Origin of the sequence: Dyella sp. S184 (assembly GCF_009766065.1) — a bacterium.
Classification (GTDB): Bacteria; Pseudomonadota; Gammaproteobacteria; order Xanthomonadales; family Rhodanobacteraceae; genus Rhodanobacter.
Genome location: NZ_LMUE01000002.1, coordinates 1,397,538 through 1,411,734, shown reverse-complemented (window position 1 = coordinate 1,411,734; position 14,197 = coordinate 1,397,538). Strand labels below are relative to the sequence as shown.

Genomic DNA, 14,197 nt, shown 5'->3' with positions numbered 1-14,197 from the left:
ATGAATCACGTATTCGCATCCAACCCGCTCGATCCCGCTAGTTGCGGGCGTCGCCGGCTTACGGAGAAGTCGTTGCATCGCGCTGGCCAGCGCGGCGTGGCCTTGGTCGTAGCGCTGTTGTTGCTGGTGGTGATCACCCTGGTCGGCCTTGCAGCCGTGCGCGGCACGATCATGCAGCAGAAGATGGCATCCAACCTGCTCGACCGGCAGATCGCCTTCCAGAGTGCGGAGGCGGCGATGCGTGCCGCGCAGGCGCGTATCGCCGCTTATCCGGGTGACATCGCGCGCAATTGCCAGGCCGGTGGTGTGTTCTGCCAGGCTAATCCGTTCGACGACAGGGCCCTGGACACCAGCAAGATCATCACGGTTGCCTCGGGCACGGCACCAGGCCAGTTCAAGGCCAGCAAGCTGGCGACCAGCCAACCGCAGTACGTCGTGGAGAACATGGGCAATTGGTACAACCCAAGCACCAGTACGGGTTTCGGCCAGAGTGCCAACGCCCACAACTATGGTGCCCAAGGTACCTCCACCACTGCGGTGTATTACCGGGTGACCGCCCGCAGCGGCGATCCCGCCCAGGTGGGAAACCGCGCCGTGGTCGTCCTGCAGGCAATGATCAAACAAGGTTGAGCCGCAGCTTCAAGTTGGCCGGGCGCATGGCCCTTTCCCTGACGCATCATTCGAGAGCGCAATCGTCATGAGCACATCATCCCGTCCACGCAGCACACTCAGTGGTCTGCTGGGCAAGTTGCTGTATACCAGCCTTTCTGTCTGGATGCTGGGCGCCATCTATACGCCGGCACTGGCGGCCGTCACCGTCGACCAGTCGCCGTTGATCATCCAGCGTTCGCTGCCGCCGAACGTGGTGCTGATGCTGGATGATTCGGGGTCGATGGCATGGGATTACATGCCGGACTGGGGCTATTTGAGCAGCACCACCAATGACGCTGTGCGCAACGCCAGCATCAACGGTACCTACTACAACCCCAGCGTGACCTATTCGCCGCCACCCAAGGCGGACGGGACCTTTTATGCGGCACCAACCAGTATCACGGGCGCCTACACCGATGGCTTTGCGGGCACCGGTGCCACCGACGTTACCAAATTCACCGGTGGAAACAGCAGTAATGCGAAGACTTTTCCGTATTACACGATGTTCACGATCATCACGACGAGCACATATGGAGCAGCAGGTACCACTAAGTACTCATGCCCAACAGGCTACTCTGGTCCTGACGGCAGTAATAACTGCACGAAAACAAATACCCCCAATAAGGGGACGGTCGTTCCGGCTACGGGCAACACTACCTATAGCTGCAAATCGGGTGACGCGCTTAGTGGTGCGCAATGCACGACGACCACGACGACCTACAAGTATTTCTTCACTTATACGACCGGCACCAACAACGTCCAGCATTATGTTGGCGTGACAGGAGACTGCGCCCCCCTGACCACAGCTCAGCAAGCGGTTTGCGACGACAGCGTGGCAAGTCAGCAGAATGTGGCGAACTGGTTTTCGTTCTACCGTACCCGCATCCTGATGGCTAAAAGTGGCCTGATGAACTCGTTTGCCACTTTGGACCCGACTTTCAGGGTGGGTTTTGGTTCGATTGATGGCGGTACCGGTAACGGAAACGGAAGCTATAAAAATCTTCCAGCATCCCTCTATAGCTACACGGACACCTACAACAAGGGTACAAATTATATTGCGCAGGTCCAGCCTTTTGGCGATGGCTCAAATTCCACAAGCCAGAAGAGCCAGTTCTGGAACTGGATAGCCAAGGCTCAGGCCAATGGTGGCACCCCGTTGCGCCAGGCACTGGATGCGGTCGGCAAATATTATTCGGATAGCGGAAAGCAACCCTGGAACGGGATGTCCTCCGATCCGGATTACACCACCGCTGCTGGTAATACCCAGCTTGCTTGCCGCCAGTCCTACACCATCCTGACCACCGATGGTTTCTGGAATGACAGTTTCAGCGGCGCGGGTGACGTCGATGGGAGTGCCGGCACGACAGTGACCGGAGCCAATGGCCAAGCCTACACCTATGCATCTGCTGCTCCCTATGCGGACAGTGGTCAAACGACGGACATTACCAACACGCTTGCGCAAACGCCGACATGCGGTTCTGGCTACACATTTCAAACCACTGGAACCTACAAGGGTAAATGCCTGAAGGGCACCAGTACCACCGCAAGCCCAAGTTGCGGCAGCGGCTACAGCTATAACAGCACTTCGCTTCAGTGCGAAAAGAAAGTGGTCACGCCCGGGATTACCTATGGCGACACGCTTGCAGATGTCGCCATGAAGTATTGGCGCACCGATCTGCAGCCCGGCATGTCCAATGAGGTGCCAGTCAATGCCGATGATCCGGCGTTCTGGCAGCACATGACGACCTTCACTTTGGGGCTTGGTTTCACTCCTCAATATGCAAATGGCACGCAGATACCGGTGGACCAGGTCTTTGCCTGGGCAAATGGCGACAACAGCAAGGCGATCTCGAGCTTTAGCTGGCCAAGCCCCACGGGTGACTCGATCAATAACATCGCTGATCTGGCCCATGCTGCGGTCAACGGCCACGGTGGTTTCTATTCCGCAACCAGTCCGGATGCGTTCGCCGATGGTCTGAAGGAAGCGCTGAAACGTGCCTCCGAGCGCGTTGGCACCGGCGCCAGCCTGGCGGCCAATTCCACCCAGCTGCAGACCGGCACGGTGGCATACCAGGCGAATTACTGGACGGCCAAGTGGAAGGGCGACCTGAAGGCGCTACAGGTAGATTCCGCCAGCGGGAAAATCGCCACCAATCCGGACTGGATGGCTTCGAACAATTTGCCGGTGCCTGCCAGCCGCAATGTCATGACTTACAACACCGACCCGTCGGCGACCGGCAAGTTCGTGGCGTTCAAGGTCGCGGCGAACGGCACGTTGCCAGCGATTTCGAGCGCGCAACTCGGTGCGTTGGGCGGCAGCGGTGCCGCCCAGACCAGCATGATCAATTACCTGCGTGGTGATGCCTCGCTGGAACAGGCGAATGGCGGCAGCTACCGCAACCGCGATACGGCGATCAGCGATATCGTCAACTCGCAGCCAGTCTATGCGGGGGCGCCGAACCCGAACCAGTTCTATACCGAATCGTTCACGGGATCCTCGGTCTTTGCCCAGTACGCGAGCAACAACGTCAAGCGTGCGGGGACAATCTATGTAGCCGCCAATGACGGCATGTTGCATGCGTTCGATGCCAGCAGCGGTGCGGAAAAGTTTGCCTATCTCCCCGGTGCGGTCATCACCGCCGGTGTGAGTGTACTGTCGAGCCCGGATTATGGTGGCAACGTGGCGCATGCCTTCTTCAACGATGGTGAGCTGACGGTGGCGGATGCCTATATCGGAGGGCAGTGGCGCACCGTGTTGGTGGGCACGACCGGCCGCGGCGTGGCCAAGGCGGTCTACGCGCTCGATGTCACCGATCCGGCCAATGTGAAGTTCCTGTGGGAGCGCTCCGCTGGCGATGGCAACAGCGACGGTAACAGCACCTACATCGGCCAGATGACGGGCAAGCCGGTGATCGCGCAGACCGCGAACGGCACCTGGTCGGTGCTTATGGGCAATGGCTACAACAGTACGGCGGGACTGGCTGCACTGTTGCAGTTCAATCTCGCCGACGGCAGTCTGAATGTGCACACGACCACCGATACCAGCGGTCTTGCCGCGCCGGCCATGTGGATGGATCCTTCGGGCAACGGGGTCAGCACGATGGCCTACGCTGGCGATGCGAATGGCAATGTATGGTCGTTCGCGATCAACACCGCCGCGGGCAGCACCGCGACAGCCACGCCAAGCAGTTCCGGGGTGCGGCTGTTCACCGCCAAGGATGCCAGCGGCAATGTGCAGCCGATCACGGCCGGCATGCTGGCCGGCAAGGATCCGAATACCGGCAATGTCTGGTTGTTTTTCGGTACAGGCCAGTACCTGACGACGGCGGATCTTGCGAACCTGAAGGTGCAGAGCTGGTATGGCCTGATCGTGCAGTCGGGTACCAGTGGCCTGGCGGTGATGCCGACCATGACGCGTGCAGGCAATCTTGCACAGCGTTCGATCACTGCAGAGGTAGGCACGGGCCGCACGGTGACGACCCTGGCGCAGGCTGCTGCCGCCAATGCAGCCATTACCGGAAAATCCGGCTGGTACATGGATCTCAAGTCGCCGGTCAACGGCGCCGAAGGCGAGCGGTTGGTCACACCCAACCAGTTCCAGGGCAACCTGCTGCTGGGTACCACGCGAATTCCCCAAGCCAGCGACCCCTGCAATCCGTCCGGTCGTGGCTGGATCATGGCGATCGATCCGTTTACGGGAACCAATCCGGCAGCCAATTTCTTCGACATCAGCGGTGACGGCAAGGTCGATACGTCTGATTCGGTCAACGGCACGCCTGCCGCTGGCATCGGCTTCACCTCGTTGCCCAACAACCCGATCTTCGCTGGCAGCACCATGCTGACCAGTTTCGACAACGGCTCGACGAGCAGCATCCAGACATCGAGTTCGACCGGCGATATTCAGCGGGTGTCCTGGCGAGAGCTGATCAACCAGTAAAGGAATGACACGATGAAACAGCTCTTGCCGACTGATGGCGGTGTTCTGTTCGAAGGCACATCCGCCCCATCATTTGCGCGCCATGCCATGTTGGCGCGCATCTGGCGCAACCTGGGGTTCACCCTGATCGAAATGATGATTGTGGTGGCGATCATCGCCATCTTGGCCGCGATCGCCTATCCCGCTTATACCCACTACATCATCAAGACCCGCCGGGCCGCAGCGACTGCGTGCGTGTCGGAATACGCCAATTACATGGAGCGGTACTACACCACCAATATGGCGTACGACAAGGCCGTTACGGACAACGATAATACGGTCAATAACGAATTGCCGGACCTGGATTGCAAAAGCGCCCAGCAAACCGGGAACTATTACGACTACGATTTCGGGACGCCGACTGCGTCCACCTACACCATCACTGCTACGCCCAAGGGGCTACAGGCCACGGATGCCTGTGGTGCACTTACGCTCGATCAGACTGGCGCCCGTGGCCCGGCCGCAAGCGTGGCCAATTGCTGGTGACTGGATGTGCAGGCCCAATCCCGGGCTGTACGCGATGGCACTGCGCCACAAACGACCCGCATAGATGACGCCGATGCGGATGTGCTCTCTACGGTGCTCCCAGCCTTTCGCGCAAGCCGCCCAAGCGCCGGATCGGTCGGCTCAACGCTGCGCGGAGCGAGTCATCGGTAGTCCATAGTTCGGCGTGTTCGCGCGCACGCGAGATGGCGGTGTAGACCAGTTCGCGGGTGAGTACGCGGTTGTCCGCATCCGGCGGGAGCACAACCGCCACGTCGTGGTATTCCGAACCCTGGCTGCGATGGATGGTGATCGCCCAGGCGCTTTCGTGGGCGGGCAGGGCACGCGGCGAGAAATTGCGCAGGCCAGCGCGGCCGTCACGATCGCTCAGTTCGAACCACACGCGCAGTCCTTCCGCGCCTTCCAGTGCGATGCCGACATCGCCGTTGAACAGGCCACGCGCGTAGTCGTTGCGGGTGATGATGACCGGACGGCCGTGGTACCACGCATGGCTGGTGTCGATCCCAAAACGAACCGCAAGCCGGCGTGCGACCAGCGCGTTGATGCCTTGCGCACCGAACGGGCCATCGCGCAGTGCACACAGGATCTGCAGCTGGTGCAGGCTCTGCAATGCATCGTTGGCACCAATGGTTGGTACCAATAACGACTGCAGTAGTCTGGCATGGCGCTCGATCCAGCCATCGACGCAGGCGCGTATGGCATCGTTGTCGCCGCAGCGGAGCAGGTGCAGGTCGCCATCGACACGGCGCATCAGCAATGCGTCCAGCCAGGCAGGATCAGGGGTGCCGCGCAAGGCTTCGATGCCGCGCTGCAGTCCGCTGCCGGCGCGCCAGCTGTGGGTGAGTGTCAGTACCTGGCCAGCGAGTGGCGCGTTGGCGATGCTCGCATCCGGCGCATGCTGCAGCAGCGGAGCTAGCATGCTGACTATCGCTGGTGGAAGCTGGTTCGGCGGTGTGCTGGCGACGATGTCGGCCAGTACCGAGCCGGCATCGACCGAGGCGAGTTGTCCCGGGTCGCCGAGCAGGATCAGGACTGCGTCGGGGCGCAGTGCCTCCAGCAGTTGGCGCATCATCGCCAGATCAACCATCGAAGCCTCGTCGACCACGACGATATCTTCGGCCAGCGGATTGTGCGGGCCGCGGCTGAAGGTGTTTTCCGTGGGCCGATAGCCGAGCAGGCGATGCAGCGTGCGCGCGTCGGCGTGCGGAATGTGCGGCAGCAGATCGCGAAAATCTGTGGACGGCAGCGAAGCCTGCAATTCCGCCTTGCCCCTGGCGATAGCCTGCACCAGCCGCTGGGCGGCCTTCCCGGTCGGTGCGGCCAGCGCGATCGACGGCAGTGCCGGTAATCCACAGACCGTGGCATGGCGCAGCAGCATCAGCAGCATGCGCACGACGGTGGTGGTCTTGCCGGTGCCGGGGCCGCCGGTGAGTACGAAGAAGCGTGCGCCGGCTACCGCAGCCACCGCGGCGCGTTGCCAGTCGCTGGTGCCGCGCGGCATGCCGACGAACAGCGCATCAAGATCGCCGGCCAGGGTGTCGATAGGAATCGGCAACGAGCGCTGCTCACAACGTTGCAGGATCGTTGCGGCCAGCCTCGACTCGTGCTGCCAGTTGCGCCACAGGTAAAAGCGGTTCTGCGCATCGAGCACGAATGGCGTGAAGCGCGATCCATCGCCAACCCATTCGTGCTGGTGCAGTGCGGCCAGTGCATCGGCATCGAAGCCGACGTCTGTGAATGGATCGGTCAGCCATGCACAGGAATGGCCATGGCCCTCGGCGTTGCTGGCTGCGCGTACGGCCGCGGCGAGCAAGGCCGAGCCGGTGCGCTTGAATACCCATTGCGCCAGCGCCTGGTCGATCGCGCGCTCATCGGCATCCGTGGGCAGGGTCGATGGCGAGTTCATGCGGCAGCCTCGTGCACGCCGGCGAAGGCATCATCCAGTGCTTCGATCAGCGCGGCTGGCCAGCGATGTCGCCAGACACCTGGGTGTGGTCGAAGATCTGGCTCCAAGCCCAGCGCCCGCACAAACAGATACCAGCTGTCGCCGAGCTTATGTATGGCCGTATAGCCGTCCATTCTTTGACGAAGATAACGGTGCAAGGCTACGGTGTAGAGTAACGCCTGCAACGGGTAATGATGCTCGGCCATCGCCGCGTCGAGCGCGCTTCCCTGGTAGTCGCGCAACCGTGCGCCGAGCCAGTTGGTCTTGTAGTCGAGCACGTGGAAGCGGCCATCCCATTCGATGATCAGGTCGGCGAAGCCGGTGAGCATGCCGTTGAGTGTCGTCGCATCGAGGCTGGCCGGTACGACATCGCCCTGGCCATGGGCGATGCAGAGCTGGCGCAACCGGGCCAGTGGCACGTGTTGTACGGGGAACTGGAATTCAAACTCGACAATGCGCCGGTCGGTCGGTACGTCGAGTAGTCGCAAGCCATTGCCGAGGTCAGTCTGACGTATGCGGTCGATCAGCCGGCCGACCCTTTCCAGTGCTTCGTCCGGTGCCACGCTATTGGCCTTGATCGCCTGCGCGGTGAGTTGGTTTTGCAGCAGCTGGCGCTGATCGGGCCATACCAGGCCGGGTTTGGCCAGCTCCAACACGTGATGCACGGCATCGCCGAAGCGCGGGCCGCGCAAGGGATACAAGGCCAGCAGGCGGCTGTCCTCGGCGGTTTCGACGGGTTCGCCGGCGCTGGTCACGATCTCTTCCGTGCCGGTTTCATCGGCGGCGCCACTATCGCCGATCACCACGGCGGCGGCCGCATAGCGGGTCAGCCCGCTGAAACTGTGCAGCCACTGGAATGGACGGGAGCGCGGTAGTGGGGCCTGGGTGGCCCTCGGCGAAGGCGCTTCGGTCGGTACCTGATAGCGGACGAACGCATCGGAGAAGGGCGCTGACAGCTGCATGCCACCCAAGGCTTCGGTCATGGCGTGGAGCGAGGCTTCGCCTTCGACCAGCTCCAGCTTCTGCTGTGCTTGCTCGATCAGCAGGTCAACCGCCGCACACTCCCAGGCATGCTCGTCGTCGCGGAACAGCACGTTGCGATCCACCCAGTACACGTGCACGGCATGCACGGCGCGGGTCAGTGCGACGTAGAGCAGGCGCAGGCGCTCTTCGAGTTCTTCGCGGAAATGGCAGCCGCGATGTTCGACGAAAGCCACCGAACCCAGGTCCACGCAACGCTGACCGGTGTCGTCGTGATAACGCAGCAGCTTGGGCGAACGTACGCCAGTGCGATCACCGACACGCCAGACAAGTGGCAGGAACACGATCGGGAACTCCAGCCCCTTGCTGGCATGGATGGTGAGCAACTGCACCCGGTGGGCATCGCTTTCGATACGCAGCTGGCGTTCGTCGGCTGCATCCGCGTCGCCATCGCCACCTTCCTGGCGCATCTCGGCCAACCATGCGTACAGGCCATCCAGCCCCTGCCGTGAGCCTTCTTCGGCGGCCAGCAGTTCACCAAGATGGCGCAGGTCGGTAAGCACGCGCTCACCTTCGGGCAGCGCCAGCAAGTCGATGGCACGTGTGACCAGCAGTGCTTCGATCAGTGCCAGCACGCCACGGGTACGCACCAGCACGCGCCAAGCCTCGAAACGCTCCAGCTCCAATTCAAACGCAGCTGGCTGCGTTTGCCATGCGCTGAATTGCGCGAGGGTCACACCAAGCAAACGGGTGGCCAGCGCGCCGCGCACGGCTTGATCGTCGTCGGGGTGCAGCACGGCGTACAGGATCAGTTCCAACTCGCGTGCCACTTCGCCGGCAAAGATATTGCCGCGACCGCTGCCGACGCAGGGCACGCCACGGGCGATCAATCGCGTGCGCAGCCCCACGATCTGCGTGTTGGTCGACAGCAACACGGCGATGTCGCCTGGCGTGACACGCTGGCCGCCGATTTGTTGCTGGGGATCGTTGAGCAGTTCGGCGATGCGATTCGCGCAGTCGTCCAGCGCCAGTGCTTCCAGTTCTCCAAGCGCCTTCAGCGGTTTGCCATCCTTGCCCATCGCATCACCACGGAACGGATGGATCACCAGCGGTTGTGCTTCCGCCTCACCGTTCACTGCATAGGGCTCATCGTCGGCCCGGCCGGCTGGAGTGACTTGCTGATAGCGGATCTGGGGATGGCGGAAACCGCCCTCGGTATGGCCATACCAGGCGTTCAGGGCTTCGACAAGCGCACGGCTGGAGCGGTGGTTGGTGGCCAGCGAAAAGCGCTGGATGGCCTGTGCGCTGGCGCGCAGGTAGGCAGCGATATCGCCACCGCGGAAACTGTAGATGGCCTGCTTGGGGTCGCCGATCATCACCAGCGTGCCGCGCTCGCGGTAGATCCGGTCGAAGATCGCGAACTGGCGCTGGTCGGTGTCCTGGAACTCGTCGATCAGAGCTGCCGGGAAGGCCTCGAACAGCCGGTCGGCCAGCACGTCGTCGGCCTGCTCGCCGCACAACCTCTCGTAGACAGCGTCGATCAGCATCGAGAACGTGAGTACATGACGCTGGCGTGCGCGCCGCGGCATCTCTTCGCGACAGGCTTGCACGGCCTGGGCCAGCACGGCGCCGCGGGTGAAAATGTCGCGCAGCCCAATCAGTGCGCGTAGTGCTTGCAAAGCATTAATCAAGGGATGTGTGGCGAGTTCACCTGTGCTATGAGCGGCTTCCTGCGCGAGCAGTTTTTCAGGCTCGAATACGTCATTAAGTGACTTGGCAAGTTGCGCCTCATCGTTGTTCTTAAGCGCCGGAACGATCTCTCCCAGCCGGGAGCGCAATGCAGCGTTGCTCCGCTTGTACAGCGTTGCGTCGTCGACCAGTCGTTGCAACTCTGCGATGCTTTCATCTGTGCGCAGCTCGGCGATCCGGCGTTCGAGTTCGGCCAGTCCGCCTCCCTCGATCCGCGCATCGGCATTGTTCGACAAGCCGCCAAGATCACGTAGCAAACCTTCCGGTCCGTCCTTCAACAGCAGCTCGGCCTCGCGCGGGTCGACGCTGCCGGTCAGGTAGCGACGGCGCCAGAAGTCCTCCACGCATTCGCGCTGCAACTGCTGTTCGTCGAACAACTTGTCGTTGGCGAACGCAGCGCCGCTTTCCAGCGGGTAGTCGCGCTGGATGCGCTGGCATAGCGCGTGGATGGTCGAGACGGGTGCGCGATCGAGATCACTGCGGGCCAGCTGGATCTTGCGCAGTGCATGGTGGCGACTGTCTTCGTCATGGCACAGCGCAGACAGATAAGTTTCCAGCGAGTTGTCGTCGGTTGCCGGCCCAGTTGAAGCGGACTCAAGCAGGCGCTCGGTTTCGATCAGGCGCCGACGCAGGCGTTCACGCAGTTCCTGTGCCGCAGCATCGGTGAACGTGGTTACCAGAATCTGTTCCACCCGCAGATCGTGTTCCAGCAGCAGACGCAGATAGATCAGGCCGATGTTCCAGGTCTTGCCGGTGCCGGCACTGGCTTCGATCAGGATGCGGCCATGCAGCGGCATGTGCTGCCAGTCGAGCACGGGCAGGTCGGTGCTGGCGGCCATGTCGATGGTGCTCAAGCCTTTTCCCCGGCAGCAGCGGGCTCGGATACCGATGCTTTCAACAGCATCGTGTGCTGAGGATCGAGTACTTTGCAGACCAGTTCGGTGGCAGCCAGGAACGAGCGATGAGCCGGACTGTGCGGTTCGAAAAGCTCCATTCCGCGACTCAGCAGGGCGGCATAGCCGGGTGCGTAATCGCGCTCGCCACTGTTGAAATCATCGCCTTCCCATGTGGCGGCGGCTTTGCCGAGACGTGTTTCGGGGTCGTTGAGCGCATAGGTTTGCGCGGTGCGTGGAAAGAACAGTAGCGGCTGCTGTTCGGCCGCCAGATATGCTTCGATCAGGCGACGCAGTCCGCGACGTAGTTGGTCGGTGTCCTGTGCCTGCAGGAGGGCAAGCAGCTTCGATGTTTGCGCTCCTCTACGATTGTAGGTGGGCTCCAGAAAATCTGCCTGCACGGTATCGGCGTGTGTCAGTCGCAGCGCAGCCCAATCGATATAGAAAGACAGCATCTCCTTCAGCCCGGCAGCGCGCGTCGGCTGGGCATCGAACAGCAGAAAATTGTCGTCGATGCCTTTGAACGCCCGATCGACCACGCCGGTCAGGCGCAGACCATCACCGAGATCCAGGTCGATCGCCTGTGCCAACGGTTGTGCAATGCCGCTGGCGAACAGCTTGTGTGCACGCTCGAGCAGGCTTTGCAACGAGTCGCGCAATTGCGCATAGGCCTCGACGCCAATGGCGCCTCCAGCCAGCATGCCGGAACGTGCCAGCCACGCCGGTGGCTCGGCGGGCAGGCGGTCGTGTCCGGCGGCGAGCGTCTCGAACAGCAGTCGATGGTCGACGCGTTCGATCCGCTCGAACCGGGTTTCCAGTGGTTCGCGATCGGACCAGCCGACGCTGTCGAGCGCCTGCAGGCTGATGCCGCGACCGCGCAGCAGTGCATCCTTGGACGGATCGCGCCAGTAGCGTTTGAGTGCGCCTAGCGTGATCTCGCCGATGGCCGCAGGCTGTGCGTGCGGGGTGATCGCCATTTCGTCGAGAAAGCGTTGGGTTTTAGCGCTGGACGGGGCAGCGAGAAACGCCGGATCGTAGGAAAACATCCGCAGGTCATGGCGAGGCTGCCCATATGCATCCCGCTCGTAATAGCGCGCGTCGAACGGCTGCAGCGGATGATGGATAAGCCATGGTCGGTCGATTTGCTCGTTGTCAGCGATACCGTGCTGCTCGTCGAGAAATTGCAGCAGTTCGGCCAAAGGCGCCGCCGGATTGCGCGGTTTGCCGTCGCGTACACCTTCGCCGACATAGCTGATATGCAGCGCGTCGCGCGCCGACATCATCGCTTCCAGGAACAGGTAACGGTCTTCGCTGCGGGTGTCGCGGTCACCGCGGCGCGGCTGGCTGAGGATGAGATTGAGGCCGGCATCATGGCCCGGGCGTGGGAACTCGCCCTCGTTCATGCCGAGCAGGCAGACCACGCGAAACGGAATCGAACGCTGCGGCACCAGCCCGCAGAACGTCACACCACCAAGCAGGAAGGCCTGGCGCTCCGGTACTGCATCCAGCGCGCCGCGCACGGCTTCACGCACGACGCTCCACGGCAGCGGCGTGCGGATGCCGACTTCGGCGGCCTGGGTACCGAGGCCGGCGGCGAGTCGACGCAGCGCATCGAGCGCGTTGTTCTCGGCGTCGTCGCGCAGGTCGGCAACGAACAACGCGTCGATCAGCTCCAGCAGCCATTGGCTCCATGCGGCCAACGGGCGCGCCACGGCAAATTCCCCACGCGCCTTGCGCAATTCGCCGAGCAGGCGATCGAACTGACCCAGCGCTTCGACCGCGCTGCCGGAAACGCCATCCAGCGGCAGGATGCCGTCCAGCAGCTGATCGTCGGGCAGCTCGCTACCGGCGTCCTGGCCGACGATCAGTCCGGCGTACATGCGGTCGAAGCCAAACTGCCACGAATTGGCATCGACCGCGGCTGCGCCAGATTCGGCCTTCATCTCGGCATCGAGGCCCCATGCCACGTGGGCGCGATGCAGCCAGCGTTCCAGTGCATCGCAGCCGGCGGAATCGATCGCGAAGCGTCGCGCCACCGCCGGCACGTCGAGGAAATCCAGCACTTCGCTGACCGTGAAACGGCTTTCGGCCAGATCCAGCACCTGCGCGAATGCGCTCATCAATGGATGCGCACGCGACAGCCCGACATCAGCCAGATGCCAGGGAATATGCAGCGGATCGCTGCGGTATTGCGCCGGTTCGCCGAACACCGCTGCCAGATAGGACGCATAGGCGCCGATATCCGGTGCCATCACCACGATGTCGCGATGCTGCAGCGTGGGATCGTCGGCGAGGCAGCGCAGCAAGCTGTTCTTCAACACCTCCAGCTCGCGCAGGCGGGTATGGCAGGCATGCACGCGCAGGCTGGGATCGCCACGCAAGGCGGGCAACAGCACGTCTGCGTCGACGCCATCGGCGAGTCGCTCGCGGCTGGCGGCACCGACCAGCTCTGGTTGCAGGCAGCGGATGCTGGATTGCAATTGCGCCAGCAGGGAGGTTTCGCCGGGCAGCGGTTCAGCATCATCGAGCGGATCGCGCTCGTCGATGGCGTCGCATTCGTCGAGGGTGAGGCAGAAATCCTGCGCGATGCGGCCGAGTGCCACTAGCAGCGGGTGGCCCACCTCGTAGTACAGCGCTTCCGGATCGTCCGCGTGGGTCAGCAGAAAGCGTTGCTTGCGCAGATACACCCAGTGCTCGCGGCAGGGATCAGGGAAATACAGATGCACCGGCCTGTGCAGCGCAGTCGCCTGCAGCGCCTGCAGCACATCCGGCGGCAGATGGCTGACACCGAATACGTGCAGCGGGGCTTCTTCCGCGGTGTTTTCGACACGCAGGGCATCGAGCAGGATGGCACTGCGCTGGGCACGGTGCGGACGATGGATGGCGGCCCGCAGCTGGTGCCACAAGCTGGCCTGCCAGTCGCGACCATGCTGGCCCGGATGCTGTTCCCAATCGAGGATCCAGTCCGGTCGATAAATCAGGTACTGGGTGTACAGGCCAGCCAGATGCTCGGCCAGCTGGAAGCTGCGTCGCGCGGCATCGTCACCAGCCAGGTAGGCGCTGATTTCCGGCGCACTCAGGGTAGGCAGCGTCATCAGCAGGCGCCAGCGCAGCAATTCATGCCGGTAGGCACCGCCGATCAGCGCCTCGTCGCCCAGTACGCGACGGGCGGTCTGCTCGAACCACTGCCACGGCAGGATCATCTCGTAGTTGGCAGCGATGCCGTGGCCACCCTGCGCGCCGCCGCGCTGCGCGAAACGGCCGAGCAGCCAGCGCTGCAGGCCTGGATGTGCCACCACCACCGTCTGCGCGGCCAGCGGATTGGCCGGCCGCTGGGCTTCCAGTCGCTGCGCCAGTTCGTCGGCCAGCCGTTCGGTGCGGCTGCCGCGATGGACGATCAGCCCGCCTGGGTTTTCCTTCATCTATTCCAGCCCTGGATATTTCGGTGACGCAATGGGTACAGCATACCGAGAGGCAGTCCCATCGCTTGAGAATATT

At 62.5% G+C, this 14,197-nt stretch carries 6 protein-coding genes; 3 read left to right on the top strand and 3 right to left on the bottom strand.

The genetic code is table 11. From position 1 onward, the window contains the following. The 3 genes from GSQ75_RS06090 to GSQ75_RS06080 all read left to right on the top strand — a co-directional run bounded on the left by GSQ75_RS06090 (position 1) and on the right by GSQ75_RS06080 (position 5,113). Positions 1-630 carry a PilX N-terminal domain-containing pilus assembly protein gene (locus tag GSQ75_RS06090; protein ID WP_254058452.1) on the top strand — a complete coding sequence of 210 codons (630 nt, stop codon included), beginning with the start codon at positions 1-3 and terminating at the stop codon, positions 628-630. Positions 631-697: 67 nt separating this feature from the next. Beyond that, positions 698-4,588: a PilC/PilY family type IV pilus protein gene (locus GSQ75_RS06085; protein WP_158753566.1), complete on the top strand. Its 3,891-nt coding sequence runs from the start codon at positions 698-700 to the stop codon at positions 4,586-4,588. A 12-nt stretch (positions 4,589-4,600) separates the two neighbouring features. Beyond that, complete coding sequence (locus GSQ75_RS06080) at positions 4,601-5,113, top strand: type IV pilin protein (RefSeq protein WP_343160911.1); 513 nt, start codon at positions 4,601-4,603, stop codon at positions 5,111-5,113. Positions 5,114-5,201: 88 nt separating this feature from the next. Here GSQ75_RS06080 and recD read toward each other — a convergent pair whose 3' ends face one another. From recD to recC, 3 genes are read right to left on the bottom strand one after another with little or no spacing between them, the layout of a single operon-like run. Next, positions 5,202-7,037, bottom strand: coding sequence for an exodeoxyribonuclease V subunit alpha (recD, locus tag GSQ75_RS06075; protein WP_158753565.1), 1,836 nt, complete (start codon positions 7,035-7,037; stop codon positions 5,202-5,204). Continuing rightward, positions 7,034-10,660, bottom strand: a complete 3,627-nt coding sequence (locus GSQ75_RS06070; RefSeq protein ID WP_254058451.1) for a UvrD-helicase domain-containing protein — start codon at positions 10,658-10,660, stop codon at positions 7,034-7,036. Before GSQ75_RS06070 ends, recD begins: the two co-directional genes overlap by 4 nt. Further along, complete coding sequence (gene recC / locus GSQ75_RS06065; protein ID WP_158753564.1) at positions 10,657-14,121, bottom strand: exodeoxyribonuclease V subunit gamma; 3,465 nt, start codon at positions 14,119-14,121, stop codon at positions 10,657-10,659. The genes GSQ75_RS06070 and recC overlap by 4 nt, the downstream gene beginning before the upstream one ends. Positions 14,122-14,197: the final 76 nt, after the last annotated feature.